The organism is Reichenbachiella versicolor, from assembly GCF_003171675.1.
GTDB classification, from domain to species: domain Bacteria; phylum Bacteroidota; class Bacteroidia; order Cytophagales; family Cyclobacteriaceae; genus Reichenbachiella; species Reichenbachiella versicolor.
The window spans coordinates 67,642-93,852 of the sequence record NZ_QFZQ01000004.1; the positions used below are offsets into that span (position 1 = coordinate 67,642).

The 26,211-nt window shown below is 37.7% G+C and carries 19 protein-coding genes; 9 read left to right on the plus strand and 10 right to left on the minus strand.

The window, feature by feature from the left end:
* Positions 1-183: 183 nt before the first annotated feature.
* Both DKG80_RS09985 and DKG80_RS09990 read left to right on the plus strand, forming a co-directional pair.
* Positions 184-849 carry a peroxiredoxin-like family protein gene (locus tag DKG80_RS09985; RefSeq protein ID WP_109831201.1) on the plus strand — a complete coding sequence of 222 codons (666 nt, stop codon included), beginning with the start codon at positions 184-186 and terminating at the stop codon, positions 847-849.
* Positions 850-1,269: 420 nt separating this feature from the next.
* Positions 1,270-1,866, plus strand: a complete 597-nt coding sequence (locus DKG80_RS09990) for a Crp/Fnr family transcriptional regulator (protein WP_109831202.1) — start codon at positions 1,270-1,272, stop codon at positions 1,864-1,866.
* Positions 1,867-2,007: 141 nt separating this feature from the next.
* On the opposite strand, the gene DKG80_RS09995 is transcribed toward DKG80_RS09990, so the two are convergent.
* Together DKG80_RS09995 and DKG80_RS10000 are read right to left on the minus strand one after the other, a co-directional pair.
* The gene (locus tag DKG80_RS09995) at positions 2,008-3,405 is read right to left on the minus strand and encodes a sulfatase (RefSeq protein ID WP_109831203.1); all 1,398 of its coding nucleotides are present in this window, start codon (positions 3,403-3,405) and stop codon (positions 2,008-2,010) included.
* A 142-nt stretch (positions 3,406-3,547) separates the two neighbouring features.
* Positions 3,548-4,924, minus strand: a complete 1,377-nt coding sequence (locus tag DKG80_RS10000) for a sulfatase family protein (protein ID WP_162555803.1) — start codon at positions 4,922-4,924, stop codon at positions 3,548-3,550.
* A gap of 554 nt (positions 4,925-5,478) precedes the next feature.
* On the opposite strand from DKG80_RS10000, the gene DKG80_RS10005 reads away from it, so the two are divergent.
* Positions 5,479-8,385 (plus strand): outer membrane protein assembly factor BamB family protein, encoded by a 2,907-nt coding sequence (locus DKG80_RS10005; RefSeq protein ID WP_109831205.1) that lies wholly within the window; start codon positions 5,479-5,481, stop codon positions 8,383-8,385.
* 20 nt (positions 8,386-8,405) lie between these two features.
* Here the strand turns inward: DKG80_RS10005 and DKG80_RS21305 are convergent, their stop codons facing one another.
* Complete coding sequence (locus tag DKG80_RS21305) at positions 8,406-8,606, minus strand: hypothetical protein (protein ID WP_109831206.1); 201 nt, start codon at positions 8,604-8,606, stop codon at positions 8,406-8,408.
* A gap of 189 nt (positions 8,607-8,795) precedes the next feature.
* On the opposite strand from DKG80_RS21305, the gene DKG80_RS10015 reads away from it, so the two are divergent.
* On the plus strand, positions 8,796-9,029 hold the full coding sequence (locus tag DKG80_RS10015; protein WP_109831292.1) for a helix-turn-helix domain-containing protein: 234 nt from the start codon (positions 8,796-8,798) through the stop codon (positions 9,027-9,029).
* A 596-nt stretch (positions 9,030-9,625) separates the two neighbouring features.
* Positions 9,626-10,894, plus strand: coding sequence for an alpha/beta hydrolase-fold protein (locus DKG80_RS10020; RefSeq protein ID WP_162555804.1), 1,269 nt, complete (start codon positions 9,626-9,628; stop codon positions 10,892-10,894).
* A gap of 302 nt (positions 10,895-11,196) precedes the next feature.
* Here DKG80_RS10020 and DKG80_RS10025 read toward each other — a convergent pair whose 3' ends face one another.
* Positions 11,197-11,628, minus strand: coding sequence for a peptidylprolyl isomerase (locus DKG80_RS10025; protein ID WP_109831208.1), 432 nt, complete (start codon positions 11,626-11,628; stop codon positions 11,197-11,199).
* Positions 11,629-11,682: 54 nt separating this feature from the next.
* Entirely contained in the window at positions 11,683-12,381 is a 699-nt protein-coding gene (locus DKG80_RS10030) for an RsmE family RNA methyltransferase (RefSeq protein WP_109831209.1), read from the minus strand.
* A gap of 255 nt (positions 12,382-12,636) precedes the next feature.
* Here DKG80_RS10030 and DKG80_RS10035 point away from each other — a divergent pair, with 255 nt between their 5' ends.
* The 3 genes from DKG80_RS10035 to DKG80_RS10045 all read left to right on the plus strand — a co-directional run bounded on the left by DKG80_RS10035 (position 12,637) and on the right by DKG80_RS10045 (position 17,881).
* Entirely contained in the window at positions 12,637-14,799 is a 2,163-nt protein-coding gene (locus tag DKG80_RS10035; RefSeq protein ID WP_109831210.1) for a glutamine synthetase III family protein, read from the plus strand.
* Between the two features lie 11 nt (positions 14,800-14,810).
* On the plus strand, positions 14,811-15,719 hold the full coding sequence (locus tag DKG80_RS10040; protein ID WP_162555805.1) for a tetratricopeptide repeat protein: 909 nt from the start codon (positions 14,811-14,813) through the stop codon (positions 15,717-15,719).
* Between the two features lie 128 nt (positions 15,720-15,847).
* Positions 15,848-17,881, plus strand: a complete 2,034-nt coding sequence (locus DKG80_RS10045; RefSeq protein WP_109831212.1) for a tetratricopeptide repeat-containing sensor histidine kinase — start codon at positions 15,848-15,850, stop codon at positions 17,879-17,881.
* A 90-nt stretch (positions 17,882-17,971) separates the two neighbouring features.
* On the opposite strand, the gene DKG80_RS10050 is transcribed toward DKG80_RS10045, so the two are convergent.
* The gene (locus DKG80_RS10050) at positions 17,972-20,209 is read right to left on the minus strand and encodes a S9 family peptidase (protein WP_109831293.1); all 2,238 of its coding nucleotides are present in this window, start codon (positions 20,207-20,209) and stop codon (positions 17,972-17,974) included.
* A gap of 722 nt (positions 20,210-20,931) precedes the next feature.
* Here DKG80_RS10050 and DKG80_RS10055 point away from each other — a divergent pair.
* Positions 20,932-23,448, plus strand: coding sequence for a S8 family serine peptidase (locus DKG80_RS10055; RefSeq protein WP_245906990.1), 2,517 nt, complete (start codon positions 20,932-20,934; stop codon positions 23,446-23,448).
* Between the two features lie 152 nt (positions 23,449-23,600).
* On the opposite strand, the gene DKG80_RS10060 is transcribed toward DKG80_RS10055, so the two are convergent.
* The 4 genes from DKG80_RS10060 to DKG80_RS10075 are packed head-to-tail and all read right to left on the minus strand — an operon-like array spanning position 23,601 to position 26,208.
* On the minus strand, positions 23,601-24,146 hold the full coding sequence (locus tag DKG80_RS10060) for a TetR/AcrR family transcriptional regulator (RefSeq protein ID WP_109831214.1): 546 nt from the start codon (positions 24,144-24,146) through the stop codon (positions 23,601-23,603).
* 10 nt (positions 24,147-24,156) lie between these two features.
* Positions 24,157-25,140 (minus strand): alpha/beta fold hydrolase, encoded by a 984-nt coding sequence (locus tag DKG80_RS10065; protein ID WP_109831215.1) that lies wholly within the window; start codon positions 25,138-25,140, stop codon positions 24,157-24,159.
* A 25-nt stretch (positions 25,141-25,165) separates the two neighbouring features.
* Positions 25,166-25,582, minus strand: a complete 417-nt coding sequence (locus tag DKG80_RS10070) for a nuclear transport factor 2 family protein (RefSeq protein WP_109831216.1) — start codon at positions 25,580-25,582, stop codon at positions 25,166-25,168.
* A complete protein-coding gene (locus DKG80_RS10075) occupies positions 25,579-26,208 on the minus strand; it encodes a pyridoxamine 5'-phosphate oxidase family protein (RefSeq protein WP_109831217.1) in 630 nt (209 codons plus the stop codon). Before DKG80_RS10075 ends, DKG80_RS10070 begins: the two co-directional genes overlap by 4 nt.
* Positions 26,209-26,211: the final 3 nt, after the last annotated feature.

The window sequence follows — 26,211 nt, forward strand, 5'->3', positions numbered from 1 at the left end:
CATGAAGAGTTCAATAACATGGTAATTGAAGAAATGTGCAATTTTTAACAGTGAAAAGACAAGCTACTTCAATGTAATCTTGAACTAGTTCAACCTCTTTTCTTGTTTTAGTTCATTTCTATTGGTTTAAAATCAGGAGACTTTTGTGATGTAACAATTAAATAAACATTCAAAATTCTGACAATGGAAAACGCATTAGAAAAATCATACAAAGAAGCCCTCAAAGAACTAAGAAACAACCTGTCAACCATGCTTCCTGCCGAAGCACTAGAAACTTGGAATAACGATGCAAAGGAATTGCAAAGAAAGCACAGTTCAATTTTAAAACTCAAGGTGGGAGACTTAGCCCCAGACTTTGTACTACCTAATGCAGTAAACAAACAAGTAAGTCTATCAGAGGTACTAAAATCTCAAAAAGTAGTTTTGACCTTTTACCGAGGAACTTGGTGTCCATACTGTAATCTGGCATTGAACCTATATCAGTCCATTCTCCCTCAAATTCAAGAAGCAGGAGCAACTATGATAGCCATTTCACCTCAGACTCCTGACGAATCACTTAACATCAAACAGAAAAACGAACTGCAATATCATGTCCTCAGCGATACAAGTAACAAAGTCGCAAAACAATTTACAACTGTACATCCAAATCCAGAGAAATCTCTAGAAAAGATGACCGAGTTAGGATACGACTTTGACAGCTTTTACTCAGAAGAAGGAAGCGAACTTCCTATACCAGCAGTGTTTATAATAGAACAAAACGGAGAAGTATCATTCGCTAAATCAGAAGGAGGGGACTATAGATATAGAGTAGAGCCATCCGAATTATTAGAAGCACTAAACAATAAATAGAAGTTAAATTGATACTACCGTAGCTAATCAGTTATCAATCTGTTTTTGAAATAAGGATAGAAAAATGTACTGGTTAAATCTATTCCAAAGAAGGTTCATGTCGAAAATATCGAAGTGAACCTTTATTCTTATATACAAACAAACTAAGTCAATAATCAACAGCATTTTCTTTAAAAATAATATTTCCCTCTTTATGTATTTGAACTTAGTAATGAGATATTAAATAATTATAAATCAGATAGTTTTGAGAAAGAGGCGTAGGACCGCTACGGTGATTGATCAAAACTTAGTGAGACGATTGACTTGAAGTTGTTTAAAATCGGAATAAATATTCTAATGAATAAAGCGGGATTAGCCATCTGAGTAGTATAAAATTCGTTGACAAATTCTATTTTAGAATATTAAATTTGTTAGCAGTTAATGAGTGAAGAATCCCAAGAAAAACTGTCAAATTTTCTTAGAAAATTTGAGTTGCTGAATCAAGAAGAAATAAAGATCTATATAGAAGCATTTGAAGAAGTTAAGATTAAAAAAAGACAGTATATAGTACAGCCAGGATTTACAGCAAAGCATAAACACTATGTCGTAAAAGGCGCCTTTCGGTCGTTTGTGGTAGGGGATAATGGATCAGACCACACCACGTCATTTGCCATAGAAGATTGGTGGATAAGCGATTACAATAGTTACATATACCAGCAGCCTGCCACCATGTTTGTAATAGCACTTGAAGACAGCGTTATACTGAAAATAAGTCGTGAAAAAGAAAAACATCTCTGCGATACAAATCACAAAATTGAATCTGTGATAAGAAGAATGGCAGAAAGAGGGTTGGCATTTCAACAAAGAAGGATGATTTCTAACCTTACCCAGTCAGCAGAAGAGCGATACGACTTATTCATGGAAAAATATCCACAGGTAGTTATGAGACTTCCTCAATACGCATTAGCTTCATTTCTAGGGATGAGCACAGAATTTTTATCAAAAATCAGAAATAAAAAATTAAAAAAAAGAACTTAAAACCGGACAACGAATACCACTAAGCAAGAAGTTCTGCCACCCTACAGTAGATAATATATACTTAGGTATCAGAACTAAAGATAGTCAAGATACCCAGTATATATTCACTTCCATAAAGCGGGTTGAAAACCTAATTCCTTACTAATCCAATATTAAAGAGCCATTGTTAGCTGGGATAGCCTCAGCCTCCCATTTCGCCAAATCCACTTTGAGTCTCTCCGCCAGTTCAGACTCCATATCGATCAGATTATTTTGTTCGCTAATATCATCTGCCACATTAAAAAGTTGATACTTACCACTATGATACCTAATCAACTTCCAATCCCCCTCAATCACAGCCGACCGCTGATCTTCGTAGCTCCTAAAGAAAAACAACTGTCTACTACTCTTCGGCTTTTCGCCTCTGATCAATGGTAACAAGCTCTGCCCCTGAATATTATTATCCTCATAAGGGTGACCTGTAGCTATTTCCATCAATGTCGGGAACAAGTCAATGCTCTGGATAGGAGTATTGATTTCAGAACCTGCCACAGACACCCCAGGATAATACATCATAAAAGGAACCCTAGCGCCACCTTCACCCAAGGTATTACCCCCGATCTTTCCACCACTCAATGGCGCATTAGAAAACTTACCACCCTGATCCGACAAGTAGATAACCACAGTATTATCAGAAATGCCCTTATCTTCAATAGCCTCACGAACCCTCCCAATCGACTCATCCATAGCTTCAACCATAGCAGCATAGTGAGCCTCCGCCTTCGGCAATCCTTTATCTATATACTTTTGCAACAAATCCTTTCTACCCACAAAAGGACCATGAACCGTGTAGTACCAAAGTGACAACATAAAAGGCCTCTCATCATTATAACCCTCGATGAACTCAATAGCACCATCAGTTAAAACGGTAGTCAAGTATTCACCATCTTTTCTATCTTTTAGCTCTGAACCATTGAAAAAAGGATAATAATAGCTTTTAGGATGACCAGCATTACCAGTACCATACATAATATCCCATCCTTGATGAATCGGGTGAAAAGGTTCATGACCAAGATGCCATTTACCAACAAAAGCATTGTAATACCCATATTCCCTCAGCTTTTCAGCATAAGTAACCTCCTCCAGAGGAAGCCAATTAATAGAGGGCATCTGTACAGGATCCTTCTTCCAAAAGCTGTACTTACTATCATTAGAGCCATCAGTATTTTCATGACCGATATGTCTCACCATCTGCAACCGAGCAGCCTCCTTACCAGTAGCCAAAGAAGCACGACTAGGACTACACGTAGGAGTAGGAATATAAGCCCTAGTAAAATCAACAGCCTGAGCCTTAAACTCAGCCAAATTAGGAGTCTCGAAATAATCCCTTCTATACTCCAAATCCCCCCATCCTTGATCATCCACAAAAAGCAAGACGATATTAGGACGAGAATTACCTTTAGTAATAGAGTCGTTTTTCGAAGCACCATTCAAGCGAGAGCAAGATATTACAACAGACGAAGCCAAGATAGCTAGTACTATAACTAAGTTTTTTACCATTATCACTTAAAATAAAATTTACAGCTAAGAACGCCAATCAAGCACCAAGCGATGTTGCTCTCCGTATTTTAAGTGAGACTGCCCGTCATTTTAACAAATAGAGACAATAAATGAATCAGAAAAACAATACCATACTTCAATTTTACTGCTCTTCCCTTACTCTTTCATACTCCTTATTCACAGCCCTGTCACCCCATCGTTGCAAGACCGCCCTTAAAGCATCATTTGACTCAGGAAAACGCCCCTTATCATCAGTCTCGATGATCCATCGATACAATATATCACGATGCTCAGCCAGTGCTATTGCATGATCACGATCATATGAATGAATAAGGTTATTAGTCTCATGCGGATCTTCCAATAAATCATAAAACTCCTCAGCAGGGCGAATATCGTCAACAAATCGAGCCTGAACCTTGTTCAACTCACCATTATCATACATATCCCTTAACGTTTTCATGATGCCCCATTCACTCCTATAATTAGGTTGCATATAAGGCCTGTCAGTCATGAAATTTCTAATATACTTATACCGTCTAGAAGTCACAGACCTGATTCGATCTATAGTAAAATCACACCGATCCCTAGCTGCCACTACATAGTCCCTATGAAAACTTGGTTCAAATAAATCCATGCCATGAATATGATCCGGAATATCAATACCAGCCAAAGCAAGAGAAGTAGCACTAATATCTAAGCTACTAACCAAGTCATCCCTCACCCCATTAGAAGGAATATTAGGCCCAGCAATAATCAATGGTACCCGAATACCACCCTCGTATAAAAACTGTTTATGACGAGGTAATTTGCAGCCATGATCCGAAAAGAAAAATACAACCGTACTTTCAAGTAAACCATCCTCACTCAATCTCTTCATGATATTCCCTACGATTTCATCCAGTTTCGATATCGTATTGTAATGATTAGCAATAGTCTCCCTAAAAACTTTCTTATCAGGATAATACGGCATCACACTCACCTCCTCAGGTCTTACCACCTTAGGAGGATTATGGAATTTATCACCCTTAAGTTGAATTTGTCCAAAAAACGGTTGGTCACTCTTGCGACCAGTCCATTCAGAACCATTTACAGCACCTTTAAACCCCTCTTTTTTACCCTTGTGATCGTACAAATCCTCACTTTGGTAAACAAAATTATAATGCTCCTTACCCTCATTGAAAGTATAATAACCAGCAGCCCTGAACATCTCAGGCAAAGTCCTAACGCCAAGATGATTAGGATCCCAACTCTCCATTACAGTACCCCTCCACTCACTAAACGAACTATAGTGCTCATGAGCTCCAATAGAAGTCTGATACATCCCAGTAATAATAGCAGAGCGAGTAGGAGAGCAAACACCAGAAGTCACATAAGCTCTGTCAAACCTCACGCCATCGCTAGCCAGTCTATCGATATTCGGCGTTTCAATAACACTATCCCCATAGCAACTCATCCAAGGATTAGTATCTTCCACATACACCCATAGAATATTCACCGCACCCTCACTGATCCTAGGCACGACAGAATGAGAATTTTGTGAAAAACCCAAAAGACAAGAAAATATAGAACCTAAAAGACACCAAATAGATTTAATGTTATTTACCATAAACAGTAGTTTCAACAAGAGAAAAAAGAACAGAAATTATCATAAGTAAGACCCAAAAGGTCCAAAAAATAAAGTATGCTCATCACCAAGCGTAAAATTCATCGTCTTCAAAATTAAAAACCACCTGATTATTACCCATACCTTACTATACAATGTCTCATTCAATGCACAATTCACATATAATCGAACCGAACCCGCATTATGTATCGTAACCTTGTAATGAGAGCTTTAAAAACAAAAAGCCTAAAAACACAATAAACCAAGGGGCTTTGAAAAAGAAGCGTATCACACCACTAAGTGATTGATCAAAACGTAGTAAGATGATTGATTTGAAGTTGATCAGATATAGGATTCCAATGCATAAAGAAGATTAATTAACCCTAAGTCACACATTATATCCTAATAGAATAGGAAGAAGAACCTTTAAACACTCTATTTACAGTTATAGACGAAGCAATACTCCTAAGATGAAAAGAATAATAATCTTCTTGCTCAGTATGAGCCAAATGCAACTCACTCAACCAGCACAAGCCCTAGTGCCAGAAACTAGACAAGACAAAAACCTAACTACAGTATCTCATACATCGACTCAAAACACCAAGCACAATTCAGCAGTATATAGCATAGACACGCAACATACCATTACAAAAGTTCGCGTAGCCCATATCAAAAAACAAACCCATATCATCGCCAGCACTTATGAAGGTAGAATATTAGCCATCACCTATGAAGGTAAAATATTATGGGAAAGCAAACTGTCAGGCTATATGAATCATGACCTCTGGTGCGGAGATATTGACCAAGATGGAATAGACGAAATATTCGCGGCCAACGCAGACGGAACCATCTACGCCATCAACTCAAACGGGCAAACACTCTGGTCATTTAGACAAAATGAAGCGCCCATGTACGCAGTATGCACAATCAAAACTGATCAAGACCGCACATACATAGTCTGCGGAGGGTACGATACGAAAATCTATTATCTAGATCCCAAAGGCCAACTTGTCAAAAAACTCGATACCGAAAATTTCGGTATCGACAAACCATGGGGAAAAACAGTCAAACCAGAAGACAATCGGTTTGTTGCGAACTTTTTACGTCCAATGTCAAAATCCAATGGAACCCAAATACTCATGATACAAGGTAGCATTAACAGTATACAATCCAAAGGATCAATCTACCTGTTCCACCCATTAGCAGATACCCCATACCTATCACAAAAAAATCAAGCAGGAGCGCCAATAGGAGATGTCAAAATAGTCGATATCAATCAAGATGGAACAGACGAACTCATCAGTGGAACCAGTACCAATATCAAGGACGCTACCTTCACACAATTTGATATATCATCAAAAATTCAGCACAAAATTCAATTAAACACAATTCAAAATCAAATAGATCGATTCGGTTATCGAGTAGCACAAACAGAAGTCATTCCAGACCAAAACACCTATAAATACTTCATACTCTTCGGATCAAGAATATGTCTATTGCCACCATCAAGAAACCTAACCCAAATAGAAATCATAGACAACCCATACTCCTACAACGACATGTGGAGAGACAAAACCAATAATAAAATAATACTAGCCAGTACCCAATCAGGAGGAACCAGCATTCATATCATAGACCCCACCAAAAACCATTGGAAAACACAATTCAAAAACATCACACCACTAGGTAATATATCAGCCATACGACGCAACACCGATCATTATAGACAAGCACTAAAAACATTCGTTAAACCCCACTACGAACGCGACCCACTAGCCATATACCTCACAGAACAAACCCAAAGTACACCAGCCACCAAAAAAGTAGCCCAAAACATAAAAAACAAATACAGCAGTCCAGTATTCCTCAACTACGTATGGAAAAAACATGCCCAAGCACCACAAGACTGGAACAGAAATGAATTAGAAAATCAGAAATACCGAAGCCAAAGAGACAAACGAAAGAAATACGACTACACTCAGCAGCAAATCCTAGATCTTATTCTACCACAATACGAAGGACATCCCGGCATCGCCACTTGGGGAGGCCACGGAAACGACCCCTACTACCATAGTCTACAAACACTAAAGGAAATAATAGACGCATCAGGAAACAAAAAGACCCTTCTCATTTGGCCCGAATTAGAAAAACACGACCAAGACTTCGAATGGGTACTACAAGACCTATTCTACCCACTAGCACAGTACATCCAAGAAACCAAAAAAGACGCAAATATTTACATACGAACCAAACACACGTTTTGGCAATCCATAGCCCATATGGAATTGTGGGATCAGATGCTGTCAGGCCAATACCACGACATCTTCATACCAGGTATGGAAGAAACCACAGACAAATCAATGGAACTAAGCATAGCCAGCAGAATGGGATACTGGCTAAGCGGAGCCGTAGACAGCTGGGGTGCAAGATGCGCTAGAGACAACACCAGCTTTGACCGACTCAGGCAGCACTCACACCAGATGCTACCCAATCATTTTCTAAGACAGATGATATATAGCCTAGCCTCGGGAGCCACCTACACCAACAACTTCTCTGTAGACCAAGACTACATGAGTTTCTATTGGGAACTAATAGCAAAAGGAGCCCTCTACATACCCAAGAGAAACGAGCTACTAAGTCTATCACCCGTATTTATTGGGATCACTCAACCAAACCAACGCTACCTCGATCAAGGAAACAACGTCAAATGGATTACATTCTACGATCAAGAAACAGAAGCAGCCAACCCTATGGTCTTTAGTAGACTCAATGGAACATGGCCAGGAGCACCCAACACCAAATGGGACTTCTCCACATACGCAGCAGGAGTAAAAGACCGAAGACTCAACTATCTACCACCCTATAACCATGGAATGGTACTAATCGCACCTGTACAACAAGGAATATTTGCCCAACAAAACCCCTCAAGAGGAAAACTGGAAGATCACCTACATCCACTCTACAAAGGCAAAACCATAGAGTACATCACAGACGGATATCACTACTATTCCCAAGACGGAAGCACCAAATACCCAGCAGATAAATTCTACAACACAGTACAAGAAGACATCAAAAAAGCAGCAAAGCAACTACCAATCACAGTCACAGGCGAAGTAGCGTGGGTAGTAGCTCAGTCAAGCCCAACCCACCTCAGATTGACACTTATAGACAGCGGTTACATCAACCCAAGCGATAAACACGCCAAAGTAAACATCAATACAACACTAATAAAACCAAAACGAATAGTAGACCTAGTAGACAATACTCAATACCACACATCAGACCCCACTACAGTCACCATAGACATACCCTCTGGACTTTTTAGATTCATAGACATAGAATTAGAGACACCTCTCTTACCATACCATAATTTCTAAACCCCAGCCTCATAAATAGATCAAGGCACAAATACATGAAAATTCATCCAACTAGTCACATCATCAATACCAAGTCCCTCTAATTTTTCAACCAGTTCAGAAAAAGTTAAGCCCCTAAACGAATCTAAAAATTCATAATACCCCTCTACCTCACTACCTTCCGCTTCAATATTGATTTGACAATATTGAAAAATGATTAAGCTTAAATCAGGAAAACTCATAGGACATGTTACCCCACATTTTCGAAAGACCAATGTAAATAGTTGATTTTAATATCCTCTTTGATAAGAGCCAATAATAAATCTTTTGAAATAGATATTTCCATCACAGTATACCCCTACAATTTAGTTGCCTCACGAAATACTACATATGTCGTTTTTAGAATTGTTAGTAGAATGGAATTTTCCGTCATGAAAAAAAGGGAACAAGAATTTCTAATCGCTTTAGGCAATCGAATCAAAGAGATTCGAAAAAGTCGAAACATGACCCAAATACAATTAGCAGCTAAGATTAATAACCACGATGAGCAAATAGGACGGGTAGAAAGAGCAGAAGTAAATGTTTCCGCCAGTATGCTATACCTTATCTCAAAAGGCTTGGAAATAAGTTTATCCGAATTACTTGATTTTCCTATTGAAAAATAAATCCTACGGAATTCAAAAAGAAGAAAGGTAGACACATTCAAGAAAGAGCCATTATCGATTTGTTCTGCCACCCAATCGCCCCGCTGGCGCAAGTAAAAAAAAGTAAATGGCTAGTGCCAGCTTGCAGCTGGTACTTTACGTCAAGCAAGAAATTAACCACTGATCTGTAAAGGTTGGTGGTTTTTTTATTGAGCCAATTGCTGTTGCATATCCTTTTGAAACAAGAAAGCTTTGATAAGGGATTTTACACAATCTCGATCATGGTCGTTAAGAGACTGAGCTTTAGAAAACATGGTCAGCCCCCGCCATGTTTTACATGGTGGTAGATAGCCACAGATCGGAGAAGATATTAGACCACTAATAGATTGGTGGTTTTGTTATTTATAAACTACCCTGATGGGCTTCTAAATACTCCATTTTTATAATTCAGCTTACTCTTTCAGTTATTGGATTTTTAAGGGGATATCCACTCTGGGTCATTGAAATAGCTTTACAACTATTTCAACTCATAAAAAAGAATCTAGATTTGAGATTAAGATGATGGCAATATATGGCTTTGTCTAATCATGCTAAATGAATTTTTAAAACATAGAAAAATGAAAGCTCTTTTTTCGTTTATCATACTGATATCTCATTGTACCATTCTTCTTGGACAGAATGAATTAAATCGAATCAGTATTGGTCATAGAAGTCAAATTGTTTCTAGCTATTTAGGTGAAGAAAGAGAGTTTCAAGTTTATCTTCCATCTACTTACTGTTTTAATGAAATAAGTACTTACCCTGTTATTTACTTGTTAGATGGAGACTATAATTTTCATTATGTCACTGGATTGGTTGAATTGGCTTCCAGTGTGAGCGGTAAAATGCCTGAGTGCGTTGTCGTAGGTATTTCAGATAAGGGTGCTTCTAAGTATAAAAGAAACTGTACACCAACAAATCTTAAAAATGGAACAAAAGGAAATGCAGGGAACTTTATGCGTTTTATATCAGATGAATTGAAACCCTATATAGACAGTGTGTATCGAACCGCGAATTATAATGTCATTATAGGGCATTCTGTAGGAGGGTTATTTGTGACAAATTTTTTCCTTCAAAAACCAGATGACTTTGATGCTTATATTGCTATAGATCCTGCATTATGGGTGGGTGAATACGAAATGGCCAATCAAGCTGATTCAGTATATAGAACTATGAAGTCGATATCATCTTTATTCTATATTTCGTCTTCAAATATTCCCGATATGGGTATTGATAAATACGTTTCTGTATTAGAAAAGTATTTTCCGAAGAATAAAAAATGGAAATACTTTAATCTTAATATGGAGAACCATAATTCAGTAGGTTTACCAACTATAAAGAAATCATTCGAGGATATTTTTAATGGTTGGAGTATATCAAAAGAACAATTTATATCCTTCGAAAGTGCAAATGAAGTAATAGCTCATTACAGAGAATTATCAGATAGGTATTCAGTTTCAATTTCTATTCACCCTTATTTTCTAAGCAATATTATTTATTACTACACTAGTCGCGGTAGAGAAGAGGATTTGTTAATTCTCGAAGAGGGAATTAACAAATATTTCCCAGCTTCTGTTGGAGAGTTTTACTATCAACTTGCCAATGTGCATTACGAAAATAATTCGTATCAAAGAGCAATAGATAATTACAATAAGAGCATTGCGTTCAATTCTTCGTTGTTTTACGCCTTAAATGGTATTGCTAAAGTCTTTTTAGCTCAAAAAGAATATGAAAAGGCCCTCAATAACAGTCTAAGATCAATTGAAATAGCCGAAAAGTGTAATGCGAGACAGTGGATGTTAAATCAACTATATTCAACACTAGAAGATATTGAAAATGAAATGTGATTTCAGTCTTAGGAGTTTGAAGTATTGTCTTTCAGAAATGAAGTACACTTTCGGGAGTCTGAAGTACGCTTTGAGGAACTTAAACTAGGTGAAAAGGAAATAATAATGTCTATTTAGCTAGCGTAGGAGTGTTAAAAATAATTGAAAGTATGCTTTGGGGAATTCAAAGTATGGTTTCGGGAGAATGAAGTGCGTAGTTGGGAATAAGGAGTATGATGTTAGGGAGGGAGACTGTCCGTAATTAGTTCTAGGAAAAAAACTTTCCGAACGTTAAACCTTCGGAAAGTTTCTAGAATGACATTTTAGTCAGCAACTACGATCTTTTCGATTTTGTCACCCTGTCTAATATCGTCCACGATATCTACACCCTCTACTACTTTACCAAAACAAGTATGGTTACCATCTAAGTGAGAAGTATTGTTTCTACTGTGACAGATGAAGAACTGAGATCCACCAGTGTTTCTACCAGCATGAGCCATCGAAAGAACACCTCTATCATGGTATTGGTTACCACCGTCTAGTTCACAATCGATTTTATACCCAGGTCCACCAGCACCAGTGCCGTCTGGACATCCGCCTTGAATTACAAAATCAGGAATCACTCTATGGAAAGTCAAACCATCGTAAAAACCTTTTTTAGCAAGGTCAGTGAAATTTTTCACCGTATTAGGAGCATCTTGATCATAAAACTCCACTTTCATTACACCTTTAGCGGTGTGTATTTCTGCGTTCATCTTATAGAATTTGATATTGAAAAATGTGCGGCAAAGCTAGCCGATATACTGCAATTAATATCCATTGATAATATTCACAGTATGAGCAGCTATTATACCTGCCGTTTCAGTTCTTAGAATGTTCTTTCCCAGATTAGTAGTTTGGAAGCCCTGATTTTGAGCCGATTTGACCTCGTCAAACGTAAAATCTCCCTCAGGACCTATCATGATGATACTATCCATATTAGTTTGGATCATTTTGTTAAAAGCCACTTCGCTTCCTGTTTCCACGAAGGCGATGAATTTTTGACCCGTCAAAGGCTCCTTGATAAAGTTGCTAAAAGTCGTTATTTCATCAATTTGGCACTTCCAAAAACTCTTAGACTGTTTCATAGCACTGATAGCCTTTTTATCCAGTCTATCGATTTTGACTTTAGATCGCTCCGTTCTTTTAGTATCAATGAAGCTAATTCTATCAGCACCAAGTTCACAAGCTTTTTCCACGAACCATTCGATACGATCAATGTTTTTCGTAGGAGCGATAGCTATATGAATAGAAAACGGTTTTCTATCATGTTTCTCTGTACTGACGATCTCGAACTTACATCTGCGGAAATTATCATCAGTGATCCTAGCCTCATAGCTATGACCGAGACCATCCATCAGATGAATAGTATCACCAGTTTTTTTTCGAAGCACTTTGATAGCGTGAGATGATTCTTCACTACTAAGAGTAAGATCAGACTTAGGATCGGCATGATAATAATAGTTCATGGCGCAAAACTAACTTCATTCAGTCTAAAAGATTCCACTCTTACAGAGAGATATAGAGATGCCATTTTAATAGCAAGGTGATGGCTCTTTTGGTTTCATTTCCAGCTCTTTGGATTGAGTAGAAATACAATCCCAATGATACCCAGTACCCTTGGGTCTGGGAGCTTCATTAGATATTTTATGAAAAAACAGCCGAAACTACGTAGTGCAATCAGTGATTCTATAGTTTTGAAGTTTAACTCAAAGCACTAGTAGATGGCACATTTAAGATTCAAAGCATTGGATCATATTCAGTCAAGATCCAAAGTAGGTTTTGATATACCCGCAGGGAAGGTATCAGATTATTTTGGAGAACTCGCTTTTGGTCTCAAGCAGATGAGGGTGTCATTATCCTCAGACTCCTATGAGAAAGTAGCTGCTGCTATCAAGCAAGGTAAAAAAATAGAGATAGAAACGGCGGAAGCCATCGCATCAGCAGTAAAAACATGGGCGATATCCAAAGGTGTGACACATTATACGCATTGGTTTCAACCTTTAACAGGAGCTACAGCCGAGAAACATGACACGTTTTTCAATCCCCAGCAAGGAATAGAAGAATTCAAAGGGTCGGAACTAGTACAGCAAGAACCAGATGCATCGATGTTTCCAAGTGGAGGTATTCGTAGCATGTTTGAAGCTCGTGGTTATACAGCTTGGGATCCAAGTTCTCCAATTTTTATAATGGATACCACATTATGTATTCCTACCGTATTTGTAGCATTTACAGGTGAGTCTTTGGACTATAAGGCTCCTTTGCTCAAATCTATGGATGCCCTAGATCGAGCTGCTACGCGTATTTGTAAGCTTTTCGACAGAAATGTCACACACGTCACTCCATATCTAGGATGGGAGCAGGAGTACTTTGTAGTAGACAAAGCACTCTTTGAGGCTCGGCCAGATTTAGTGATGGCTAATAGAACTGTATTTGGACATAATCCTGCCAGAGGACATCAGTTAGACGATCATTATTTCGGACGGATATCTCCAAGGATGCTTGAGTTTATCAAAGAATTCGAATACGAAGCCCACCGCTTAGGCATACCTGTAAAAACCCGTCACAATGAAGTAGCCCCCTCTCAGTTTGAGTGTGCACCGATGCACGAAGAGGCCAATAAATCTGCTGACCATAATCAATTATTGAAAGATGTAATGGATCGTGTCGCCTCTAAGCACAACCTTAGAATACTTTTCCATGATAAGCCATTCGAAACCTTAAATGGAAACAGTAAGCACAACAATTGGTCCTTGAGTACTGATACGGGAATTAACTTGTTCCAACCCAGTAATAGTGCTCGTGAAAATCTTCAATTTTTGATCTTCTTCATTTGTACGATCAGAGCCGTATACGAGCATACAGATCTGTTAAGAGCAAGTGTCGCTACAGCAGGTAATGACATGAGACTAGGAGAGCAAGACGCACCTCCAGCGATTATGTCGGTATTCATAGGGGAGCAACTTTCTAAGGTCTTAGAAAACCTTCAAAAGAATAAAGATATTAAGCTAGACAAGGGTGATAATGTTTACATGAAACTAGGAATAGACAAGATTCCTGAAATCATCTTAGATAATACAGACCGTAATAGAACATCTCCTTTTGCCTTTACAGGAAATAAATTTGAATTTAGAGCTGTAGGATCTAGTGTCAACGTATCTAATCCTATCACAGTGCTAAATACGATAGTTGCTGATCAGTTAACAGAATTCTACAAGACACTGAACAAAGATTTAGACGCAGGAACCGAGCGCAAAATTGCAATTATCAATCTTCTCCGAGAATATGTATCGAACTCTAAAAAGATACTATTTGAAGGAGACGGTCATTCCAAAGAGTGGCAAACAGAAGCGATAAAACGTAAACTTTCAAATACAAGAGACACGGCTAGAGCTATGGACGCTTTCATATCTAAGAAAACTGTAGATGTGTTTAAGCGAATGAAAGTTTTGTCAGAGATGGAACTTCAAGCGAGACATGAAATCATGTTAGAAAACTACATTATGAAGATTCAGATTGAGTCTCGTGTAATGGGAGATCTAGGGTTGAATCATATTCTTCCAATAGCAGTAGCTTATCAAAACAAACTGATCCAGAATGCGCAAGGACTTCAACAGTTGGGAATTGATAATGCGGAGGTTATCAAAACGATCAAGGAAGTATCAAAATATGCCAGTCAGCTCAAAGCGGACATTCTAAAAATGATAGATGCACGTAAAATAGCCAATAAACAAGAATCATATAGAGAGAAAGCCATTTCCTACTGTGATGAAGTGAAAGGGGAGTATTTTGATATGATTAGGTATGCAGTTGATAAGTTGGAGTTATACGTGGACAACGAAGACTGGCCATTAGTAAAATATAGAGAGTTGTTATTTATCAGATAATGAATAAATGTATGAGCCGTATCGTCCTTAATCTATGGTTTTTGGGATTAGTTGGAATAATGATATCATGTAGTCCAGCACGCAAAGAGAACAGGATCAAAAAAGCGTTCAATCTTGCGAATCAGAAATTAGAAGAAGGTTATTTTGATCAGGCAGTATCGCTATACAGTAAAGTAATTCAAGATAAGCCGGAGCTAACAGACGCCTTTATGAATAGGGGAGTAGCTTATTATGAAAGTGGTCACTATGTATTAGCACTTTCAGATTACAATCACGTCTATCATCAGTTCCCTGAGTACACTGCAGTTTTATTTAATCGAGCCTACACTTATATGGCCATGGATCGGTTGGATGACGCTATTGAGGATATACATTCATTAAGAATATTGTATCCAGATAGTGCGCTCATTGATGTGATGGAGGGACTTTATTGGGAGCAAAGCAATGACCTTGATAAAGCGGGAGAGGCTTTTGGGCGAGCAATTTTAAAAGACCCTACTAATTTTGATGCTCTATCTAATCGAGGAATTATTAATTATAAAATGAAAGAGTATCGGGAAGCAGAAGTGGACTTAAAACGTGCATTGACTTACAACAGTAATAACCCATTTGCTCTCAATCCACTTTCATTGGTCTACACAGAAATGGGAAGGCTTGATGAAGCAGATTCATTGATTGATTTGGCATTGGGTATTTATGTTAATCATTCCTATTTTTTGAATAATAAGGGACGAATAGAGACATTGAGAGCTAACTATTCAATTGCTGATTCTTTAATTCAATTAAGCCTAAAGCAAGACTCTATGAATGCATGGGCGTATTTCAATTTTTCTTTGTTGAAAAAGGAACTAGGAGATAAGGAACAGGCAAAAATTTTACTTCAAAGAGCATTAGCCTTAGATTCTGCTGTCATACAATAATTATTCCCAATAATAGATTAGATGTTTTATTGTCTGGTAGACAGGGTTTTACTATCTTTCTAATAAGCTGAAAGACTGCGCATTCCTCAAATGTGTGGTTAATTGAGAATTATTAGATAGTGAGGGGAATGAAAAGGGTGTTTTTAATGGTCTTTGTGATAGGCGTGGTGCCCTGTAAGTCATCAATACCTATCGACAGTCTCTATCAGCTTCAAATAGAACTCAATAATCCTTTGTTAGCAGACTCTAGTCGAGTCGACCTCTATAATTTCTTAGGGAAAAATCTTCTATACCAAGACGATTCATTGGCGGCTTACTATGCTAATAGAGCTTGGAAACTCTCAGATAGTTTGTATGACCGAAATACTGCCGCATGGGCTATATATAATCAAGGACAGGCTTTAAAAAATCTAAATAATCCTGATTCTGCGCTCATACTGTACGATGAATCCTCCGCAAGATTTAAAGAAATCAAAAATTGGGAAGGATACATTAATGTCTTGATGGTTGCAGGGACAGTAAGTCGTTGGGAGCTTTATATGCATTTAGCTAGTCTTCGAAAGTATGAAGAAGCGCTTTTGGCTACTCAGGAGTATGGTTTTCCTTTTAAGGAGGCAAACTGCCATAGAGCTATTGGGCGAATCTATATGGATTTAGGAATATTTGATCAGGCTCTAGATCATATTAATGAGTGTCTGATTCTTGATAAAAGGCATAGGTTTAATTCAAGATTGGCCAATGATTATTTGGAACTTGGTACCTGTTATAACAGGATGAACTCTTATGATTCGGCAGGTAAAGCGTTTCAAAAGGCGGCTCTATTAGCAGAAGAGCATCCTGAAAAACAACCGATAAATTTCTTTCCCAGACTTTATAATAAAATGGCTTATCTCAATTTCTTAAAAGGCGAATTTGAAGTATCTATTAAATATTATAACATGTCAAAAAATGCCAATAGAATACAGAATAAAAGAGCAGAAGTCTTTGGTTGGACATTCTGGGGGATGGCTCAGGCATTAATGGCTTTGAATCAATATGAAGAGGCTCATGAAGCCTTAATTAACGGATTGGCAGCTGCGGGAAATGATAAAAACCTCAATCTTAGATCTATGATTTATAAGTCTATATCTAAGACTTACGCATATCAAAATGATTATAAGAATGCTTATAAAGCAATATGGAAACATTATGAAATGGAAGGAATACTTGATGCAGCAGATGAAAAATTACAGTTGTCTATTAGTGATTTTCAAAATGAGATAGAAAAAATAGAAAATGAAAAGCTAAAGGAGGAAATGGAATATGCCCTGGAGCGAAAACATGTTAAGCAACGAACATTGTTATTTTGGCTAGTAATTATTCTATCGCTAGCTGGATTTATAACTATGTATCGGTTCAATTCTCTGAAAAAAGAAACGAACAAGGAGCTTTGGGTCAAGCAAAAAGAGCTAGAAAAACATAGTGAAGAATTAGAACAAATAAATCTAGCCAAGGACAAGTTTTTTTCCATCATTTCTCATGATCTGCGAAGCCCCTTGAACAATGTGGTAGGGTTGACTAAAATAATGCATGATCAGTTCGATTTACTGAGTAAAGAAGAACAAAGGTTGTATGTCGGTTTGATAAAGGATAGCTCATTAAATGTTCAAGATTTGCTAGAGAACCTACTCACTTGGGCAAGATCACAGCGAGACGAGATTCAAGTTAAGAAGGAAGAATTTATGGTTTCAGAGGTATTTGAAGATATTAAGAAAGTCAATCAAAGTTTTGCAGACAATAAAAAGATAAATCTTCGATTTGCTGAGTGTAGTCAAAAGGTTAAGCTGACTACAGATCGTAATATTTTGGAAACTGTATTGAGAAATTTAGTTTCTAACGCACTGAAATTTACCCCAGAGGAAGGATGTATTCTTTTAACAAATGATAAGACGGAAGAAGGTAAAGTAGCAATATCGGTATCTGATAATGGTCAAGGAATGAGTCAAGAAGTACAAGATTCTCTTTTTGAAATTGGAACTAATCGGTCTACTCCTGGCACTAACAAAGAGTCAGGTTCTGGATTAGGTCTCATTCTTTGTAAGGAGTTTGTAGAAAAATTAGGAGGGACAATACTAGTCCAAAGCAAGGTAGGAGAGGGGACTGTATTTACAGTTGTTATATAACTGAGAGTTGTTTAGGCGATTCTATTCTTAGAATAAGTTATGAATAGAAACAGTTAGTCCTTCTTGCTAAGAGGAAGGACTAACTACTGATTATTGCATATTTCTTTCGAAGAAATTGAAGATCAAAGTGTATAGGTGACGTCTTGTGTTTTCTCCCTCATAGATGCCATGAGAACGATTAGGGTAAGCCATCATTTCGAACTGTTTGTTTTGTAAAATCAATTCATTGACAAGCATCTCAGCGTTTTGGTAGTGAACGTTATCATCACCTGTACCGTGGATGAGTAGCAGTTTACCTTCCAAATTCTTAGCATGAGTAATAGGTGCTCCCAATACATAATCATCCATGTTTTCTTGGGGCAATCCCATATATCGCTCCTGATAGATGTTGTCATAAGTACGAGCATCTGTCAAAGGGGCTACAGATACTCCAGCTTGAAAGATGTATGGGTATTGAAACAGTAAGTTTAGCGTAGAAGAACCTCCACCGCTCCATCCCCATACACCCACACGTTGAGTATCAATGTATGGAGCTTTGATGATTTCCTTGGCAGCTAATCCTAGATCTCGGATATTCAATCGACCGATTTGGCGATAAACAGATTTTCTCCAATCACTGCCTTTTAGACATGGTGTACCTCTAGGGTCAATCGCAATAACTACATATCCCTGCTGTGCTAAAAATATATTCCACATGCCAACGAATGTATCTGTTGCTTTAGCGCCAGCAGGTTCGCCATAGACATTGAATATTACTGGGTACTTGGTGGACTCGTTAAAGTTTACTGGCTTGATCAATCGGCCATCTACAACAGTTCCATCTTCTGTAGTTACACTGATGAGTTCGACAGTTGGGAGCGTCTGCTTGGATAGCTTTTCAGTAAACTCTTCATTGGTAATTACCTTTCTGATTGTTTTATGAGACGGAAGGGAAATTAGTCTTACCGTTTTAGCCTCAAGTCCACTTGTATGGCTATGGAATGCATACTTTCCATTGGGTGATACATTGTAGGTGTTTACACCTTGGTATGAACTTGGAGTAATACGTTGATCCTTCTTATTCCCTTTTAGGTCTACCGAGTATAGATACCGCTGTGCAGTACTAGTAGGAGATGCATGATAATAAAGTAGCTTACTTGTGTTGCCCGCTACAGAAGCTACATCATAGTCTCCTGGAGATACCATGGTTGTTTTTCCAGTATTGAGGTCAATAGTGTAGGCATTTCTCCACTTATCTTCTGTAAGCCTCAATACAGCACTACCTCCCAAAACAGGTGTTAAATCATTACCCATCCATCGAGATTTTGAAAGGTCAGGGTACTGAATAGCGACCCAGCTGTCTTCTTTCTCCTCATATAATAGTGAAGTAGACTTAGTAGATAGATTATATAACCATACTTTGAGATGATTTTGTTTACGGTTGAGTTGTTGTATTAGTAATTGATCTTTGTTGATCCATTGTATAGCAGGTATGTAGTTTTGAACAATAGAGCCTTTCAATTTAACCCATTCTGTTTTGCCAGAGTTGACATCTACGATTCCGATACGGGCAGATGAAGGGTCACGTCCGACCTTTGGATATTGTACGGGTACGATCTTAGAATATATCGAATCTGTATTGTTGATCATGTTAAATACCCCGATTTGCGAAGCATCCAGCTGCCAGTAAGCAATGTTGGTAGCATCTGGGCTCCATCTGAATCCATCTCTACAGCTAAACTCCTCTTCGTACACCCAGTCGAAAGTACCATTTATGATATCTATGGTTCCATCAGTAGTTAACTGTGTCACTTTTCCCGATTTGAAATCCTCTTTGTAGATGTTGAAGTCCATTACATAGGCTACAAATTGATTGTCCTTGGAGAATTTGGCGAACATCAATGAAGAAGCTTCGAAGTCTTTTCCAATTTGGCTTAGTTTGTTTGTCGAGAGGTCATATACCCAATAGTCTCCCTTGGTGTTTGATCTCCATACTCTTTTGGAATTGGTAAAGATTAAAACTTTACTCTCATCATCAGACATATAAAATTCTTCGATCTTTAGCGCTTCTTTTTTTGATTTGGGAGTAAGCTGTTTACTCGATAGGAATATGGATCTAGTGCTCTTTGAAGAACTGTATTCGATCATTTCATTTTGACCTTCTTTATTCTTCTCTATGATAATGTAAGACTCTCCATTGTCGATCCATTTTACTGGTGGCTGATAGTCTTGACGAAATTCGCTTGACGCAAAAATACGGTCGAGAGTAAGGTAGCTTGAATCTTGAGGCGATTGGGCTAGCGTAGTATAGAAAGTGAAAAACAGAAAGAGGAAAACTAGTTGTTTCATTATTGTATCAATGTTGAGTTTTAATGTCATTATCATGGTGGGGGAATCAATCGAAATTGAAATCGCTAAAGTAAATGATCTGTCTAAAGAAGCAAATCTCGTTACATAGGATAAAATGTGACAATCCGCAGGACAGTAGATGGCATATTCAAAAGCTGAGTGAGTACTGAATTTGGTTTTTGATTCTTATCAGATGTAAGGTAAATGATCAAACTTTTGAGTTTTCTGAGTTAAACTAAACGAGATCAAAACAAATTAGTAATAAAAAATTAATTAAAACAGTTGTTTGACAATGATGTGTGTTTACTATAGTACCGTTAAATGTAGTGGAAAAGTTTTATGACACAGAAGTGTCAAACTAAATCAGTTTTTAAAATTGGAATTCTATTTCATACCGTTGTTTATAAAATAGAATAAAAAAATGAATTGGACAACAATAAAATTTTGTTATTTGTTGATTTTCAGTAAATAAAAGTGGCTAAAACTGCTAAATAACATATTAATCGTTTTTTTCAATGGATACTTTTGAATCGATCTTACTCAGGTCGAAACAACATTAATTTTTTTTACAAAATTTTATTCAACCTATAATGGAAACATTTTTCTCAAAATGGAAAATCTGTGTGATTTTCTTTTTTACCATTACATTAAACGCTTCTGCACAAACACTTTCGCAAAAAAGCGTTATACAGCAAAACTCAAATTTTACTACACTTCAACAGATGAAACAGAGCTTTGAATCAAAAGCTCAGGCTCAACGAAGTTTGGCAATCCAAGAAGCCCGATCACATGGATGGGCAGTACAAGGAGTTACCAAAGATGGAAGTGTAATGGAACTTCAAAAAGTCGAAAATGGAAACCCGATATATTTCGTAACACACAATGTAGATGCTGCAGTATCTACAAGAACGAATCACCTTAACTCAGGAGGATCTTTAGGATTGTCATTGAATGGTGACGGTATGACTGCGCATGTATGGGACGGTGGTATAGCTAGAGCTACCCATCAGGAATACGACGGTCCTGGCGGAAACAATAGGTTTTCTGCAGGTGATGGCGGTTCTATCAACTTTCATGCTTCTCACGTTACAGGAACTATTATGGCTTCTGGAGTAGATGCAGATGCTAAAGGGATGGCTCCACAAGCTAACGTGATTGGTTATGATTGGAACTCTGACTTGGCAGAAATGACATCAGAGGCTGCTTCAGGGATGATAATTTCTAATCATTCATATGGCTATAGAACTAGAAATGATGCAGGACAAGTATTGTTGCCTCAGTACTACTTTGGTGGATATATTACGGAATCCAGAGATGTTGATGAAATCTTGTTCAATGCTCCATTTTATCTGATGGTATCATCAGCTGGTAATGATGGTGAAGATAATACAGCTACTCAAAACCCTACAGGAGGATTTGGTTTTGATAAGTTGACAGCTTATTCTACAGCAAAGAATAACCTTGTGATAGCGAGTGCTGATGATGCAACCGTTAGTGCTAATGGTACTTTGCAGTCAGTAGGAATTAGCTCATTTAGTAGTGAAGGACCTACGGATGATTTTCGTATCAAACCAGATATAGCTGGTAATGGACGAAATGTGTACTCTACGTATCATCAGTTTGATTCTCATTATGCTTCTATATCTGGTACTTCTATGTCATCTCCGAATGTAACAGGATCATTGCTTCTATTACAAGAGCATTATAGTGATCTAAATGGTACAGTGATGAGAGCAGCTACTTTAAAAGGTCTTGCTTTGCACACTGCTGATGATGCAGGTGTATCTGGACCAGATGCCGTTTTTGGATGGGGTCTATTGAACACTAAAAAAGCAGCTGAAGCGATTACTGATAATGGTACACTTTCTATGGTAGAGGAGTTGACGCTATCAGCAGGTCAGACATATACGATCACTGTAGATGCAGATACTGATAGTTCTACTCCTTTGATGGCTTCTATATCATGGACAGACAGACCAGGTCAGCCTGTGACGACTGTTAACTCAACTACTCCAGTGTTAGTCAATGATCTTGATATAAGAGTGACTAAAGGTGGTACAACTAGTTTCCCTTATCGATTGACAAGTGCGACTACTAGTTCTAAGTCGGACAACACAGTTGATCCATTTGAAAGAGTAGATATCGGTAGTGCCTCTGGAACTTACACTATTACTGTTACCCACAAAGGTAGTCTTGTAGGAGGTAGTCAGAATTACTCGCTAATAGTAACTGGTATCAGTACAACTGCTGCAGTATGTAATGCTACAGTGCCAACTGGACTTTCTGCTACTGAGTCTACACTTAGTTGGAACCCAGTACCTGGTGCTAGCTATAACATTAGATACCGTCAGGTAGGAACTAGTTCATGGACTACTGTATCTACTTCAAGTACTTCAATTACTTTGACTGGTTTGACACCTGAGACTTCGTATCAAGCGCAAGTGAGAAGTGTATGTAGCTCTGGAACTTCTTCATATAGCTCGTCTATTACTTTCACTACGCCAGGACTGCCACCAGTTGAATATTGTGATACTGAAGGACAAACTTCTTCTTTTGAGTGGATAGACCTAGTTTCTTTTGGAGGTATGACGAATGCAACGGGTAACAATGGTGGATATGAAGATTTTACATCTCTAGTCGCTACTGTGAGTAAGGGGAGAACTTATACTATGACCACTAGTACAGGGTTCTCAGGTACTGCATATCTTCAGCACTTTAGAGTATGGATCGACTATAACCAAGACGGTACTTTTGCATCTTCTGAGGTTGTTTTCACTAGTGTATCTAGTACATCTGGAAATAGAACTGGTAGTGTAACGATTCCTTCATCAGCTCTTACTGGATCTACTAGAATGAGAGTGTCTATGAGGTACAATGCTGCTCCTGATGCATGTGAGACATTTGCGTTTGGAGAGGTAGAAGACTATACTGTGAATATCACAGGTCCAAGTAGTTCTTCAACCTATACTGCTTCTAATGAAAGATTCGTTGATGATTCATTTGAAGAGGAATCTGAGTTTAGTATTAACATTTACCCAGTACCAGCGAAGGATTTTATAACTATTGAAGCATCTGAGATGCCAGAGTCGGTGAGTATTTATTCATCTACTGGTAGAAAAGTTGAAGGTGCTACTTTAAATAAATCTACGGTGGATGTTTCTAATCTAAGTACTGGTATTTATTTGATCATTACTGAGATAAAAGGTAAAACATACAAGTCTAGATTTATTAAAGAATAATCATACAATTAAGAGGTCTACGAATAGCTCTCTATTAGAGAGTTAGACCTTAATTTTTGACCTGAGTATTATGTTATAATCAGCCGATATTTATATCAGCAATAAATAATTCTTCCCTCTGATGTCGCAAGACTGATAGAGGGAAGAATTTCTTATTTTGTAGAGGTTTCTTCCTTCAACATCTGAGCAACGATTTTTTTCGTCCGAATTACGGGTTCTTGGTTTCTATGGATTTGACTTTCGATGATTGCATTTTCAAACAAGGCATATACTGTGAAAGCCAGATCAGCATCAGATATCCATTTTTCAAAATAGGATCTCAGTTCTATTTTATGTTGTTGAATCTCTTTGAAGACTTTTATATTCTCTTTCGGGGTTTCACTGAGAATATTTAGGAAGCTACATCCTCTAAAATCATTTTCATCATTGTCCTTCATTAGAAAATCAAACGCAGCCAGTACTTTTTGATGCTTGGACTTTAAAAACTCTTCAAAAGCAGACTTCCAGTGCAGATGACGACGACGTAGATAAGCTACACATAGGGAATCTTTACCAGAGAAGTTGTAGTAAAGACTGCCTCGTGCGATACCAGCTTCCTTGATGATTTCACTGATTCCTGTAGCACCATATCCCTGTGAATGAAATATTTTTTCAGCAGCGTCTAATATTCTATCTCTGGCATTAGATCCGTTATTCATAATCTGTTAGTTAAGAAGTTTTGTTCATGAATCTCCTAATCTTTTCGATGATCTCTGTTCCGTATTCTTCCAAAGCAAAATGACCCGTATCATAAATATTATAATCAATCATTTTGACGTCTTCTTTGTAAGCTCTTGCTCCAGATTCAGGAAAAAAGGCATCATTCTTACCCCACACTATTAGAAGAGGAGGCTGGTTTTTTCTTAAGAAGCTTTGCCATTGAGGGTATAATTTTAGGTTGTTTTTATAATCATAGAACAAGTTAATATTCATATCAATTATTCCAGGTCTTTGCATTCTTTGGTAGTCAAGAAACCAAGTATCAGGATTTATCTTATTTAAATCTTTGACACCATGCGTGTATTGCCATTTCAAGCCTTCTAAAGAAAAGGCATCATATAAGGCTATTCTATTTTTTTCAGAGTTGTCAGCCCAGATTTTTCTGATGCCTTCCCATCCTTTCCCAAGGCCTTCCTCATAAATATTCCCATTTTGGATAATCAACCCCTTGATTTTTTTAGGGTGTTTCATGATGATTCTATAACCAATAGGAGCACCATAATCCTGCATCATAAAGGTGTACGAAGGTAAATTGAAAGTTGTCAAAAACTCATCCATCACCTCAGCTAAATGGTCGAATGTGTATTCAAACTCATTGGGATCAGGGTAATCACTTGCACCAAAGCTTGGATAGTCAGGCGCAATAATGTAATAATCATCTCCTAGAGCTGCCAAGACTTTACGGTATTGGTGTGATGATGATGGGAAACCATGCCATAGAATTAGCGCAGGTTTTTTTGGATTACCTGCTTCTCGATAGAAAATATTTACTCCTTGGATTTCTTTCTTTTTGTAAAAAACTGTTGCTGTGGAAGGTATTGTTTCTTCGCTTTTTTTGTTTTGTTCGTTTTCAATCGAATTGCAGCTAGATATGCTGATGATAAGACTAGCCCATATCAATGAGCTAATTTTACTTATGTTTATGTATTTCATTCTGTTGATCTAAATTTCAGCTTTTCTATAATCGTCTATCCTTTTCATCAATAGCAAGGTCGTTAATGCTAGCAAATCGCTTCTGCATCAAACCATTTTTGTCAAATTCCCAGTTTTCATTTCCGTAGGCACGATACCATTGACCTTTCTCATCGTGGTATTCATATTCAAACCTCACTGCGATGCGATTGTCCTTAAATGCCCACAGCTCTTTCTTAAGTTTATAGTCTAATTCTTTTTGCCATTTACGAGTAAGGAATTCTTGTACTTCCTGTCTTCCGTTCAAAAACTCATTTCGGTTTCTCCATTCGGTATCAACAGTGTAAGCAAGACTTACTTTCTCAGGATCTTTGTTGTTCCAAGCATCCTCAGCCATTTGTACTTTTTGCTTAGCAGTTTCCTCATTAAAAGGAGGGAATGGAGCCTTTTGTTCTTTGCTCATAGTTTATCTGTTTTGTATTGTTTTAGTTCTGTTCTTAATATCATCACTTCTTCCTCAAGCGTAGCTGTGTATCTCTTATGATTTGTCATATACTCGTCGAGATCTTCTTGGGTAAATCTCGGAGTTATATGCTGTGGACAGTTCCAGTCAAACGCCTTGATATGAAGAACTATAATTCGCTCAGGTAGATAATTGTATTCTCCCAGATCCAATTTAGTCATTAACTCTACCTCTTCCTCGATTTCTTTTATTTCAACTTCAGCATATAGTTTAAGTCTGGCCCTACGGGCATAGTCCATCAAGAAAAGAGCTACCTTATTATTACTTTGGAAATTGCCAATAGAGATATATTGCTTGTTTCCACTAAAGTCTATAAAGGCTAGTGTATTATCATCAAGTACTTTGAGGAAGCCCTTCGGGCCTCCTCGATGTTGTATATACGGGAAGTCGTTGGTTCCCATTGAAGCCATGTAAAAGCTATTGCTTTCTTTTATCATTTGAATCGCCATCTGATCCAAGTATGGTCGATCCATTCGGTCATGCATCTTAGCATAGCTCTGCCTACTACCATTCTGTTCTTGAATAGCTTTGACATTGTCAGTGAATGCGATATCATGATAATTCATAGT

Excerpts from the sequence above, each read along its gene's own strand:
- DKG80_RS10055 (WP_245906990.1), top strand. The coding sequence starts at position 20,932 with ATGAAACAGAGCTTTGAATCAAAAGCTCAGGCTCAACGAAGTTTGGCA.
- DKG80_RS10035 (WP_109831210.1), top strand. The coding sequence starts at position 12,637 with ATGGCACATTTAAGATTCAAAGCATTGGATCATATTCAGTCAAGATCC.
- DKG80_RS10065 (WP_109831215.1), bottom strand. The coding sequence starts at position 25,140 with ATGAAATACATAAACATAAGTAAAATTAGCTCATTGATATGGGCTAGT.
- DKG80_RS10040 (WP_162555805.1), top strand. The coding sequence starts at position 14,811 with ATGAGCCGTATCGTCCTTAATCTATGGTTTTTGGGATTAGTTGGAATA.
- DKG80_RS10075 (WP_109831217.1), bottom strand. The coding sequence starts at position 26,208 with ATGAATTATCATGATATCGCATTCACTGACAATGTCAAAGCTATTCAA.
- DKG80_RS10015 (WP_109831292.1), top strand. The coding sequence starts at position 8,796 with ATGAAAAAAAGGGAACAAGAATTTCTAATCGCTTTAGGCAATCGAATC.
- DKG80_RS10045 (WP_109831212.1), top strand. The coding sequence starts at position 15,848 with ATGAAAAGGGTGTTTTTAATGGTCTTTGTGATAGGCGTGGTGCCCTGT.
- DKG80_RS10050 (WP_109831293.1), bottom strand. The coding sequence starts at position 20,209 with ATGAAACAACTAGTTTTCCTCTTTCTGTTTTTCACTTTCTATACTACG.
- DKG80_RS10005 (WP_109831205.1), top strand. The coding sequence starts at position 5,479 with ATGAAAAGAATAATAATCTTCTTGCTCAGTATGAGCCAAATGCAACTC.
- DKG80_RS10020 (WP_162555804.1), top strand. The coding sequence starts at position 9,626 with ATGAAAGCTCTTTTTTCGTTTATCATACTGATATCTCATTGTACCATT.
- DKG80_RS21305 (WP_109831206.1), bottom strand. The coding sequence starts at position 8,606 with ATGAGTTTTCCTGATTTAAGCTTAATCATTTTTCAATATTGTCAAATC.
- DKG80_RS10030 (WP_109831209.1), bottom strand. The coding sequence starts at position 12,381 with ATGAACTATTATTATCATGCCGATCCTAAGTCTGATCTTACTCTTAGT.
- DKG80_RS10025 (WP_109831208.1), bottom strand. The coding sequence starts at position 11,628 with ATGAACGCAGAAATACACACCGCTAAAGGTGTAATGAAAGTGGAGTTT.
- DKG80_RS09985 (WP_109831201.1), top strand. The coding sequence starts at position 184 with ATGGAAAACGCATTAGAAAAATCATACAAAGAAGCCCTCAAAGAACTA.
- DKG80_RS09990 (WP_109831202.1), top strand. The coding sequence starts at position 1,270 with ATGAGTGAAGAATCCCAAGAAAAACTGTCAAATTTTCTTAGAAAATTT.
- DKG80_RS10060 (WP_109831214.1), bottom strand. The coding sequence starts at position 24,146 with ATGAATAACGGATCTAATGCCAGAGATAGAATATTAGACGCTGCTGAA.
- DKG80_RS10070 (WP_109831216.1), bottom strand. The coding sequence starts at position 25,582 with ATGAGCAAAGAACAAAAGGCTCCATTCCCTCCTTTTAATGAGGAAACT.
- DKG80_RS09995 (WP_109831203.1), bottom strand. The coding sequence starts at position 3,405 with ATGGTAAAAAACTTAGTTATAGTACTAGCTATCTTGGCTTCGTCTGTT.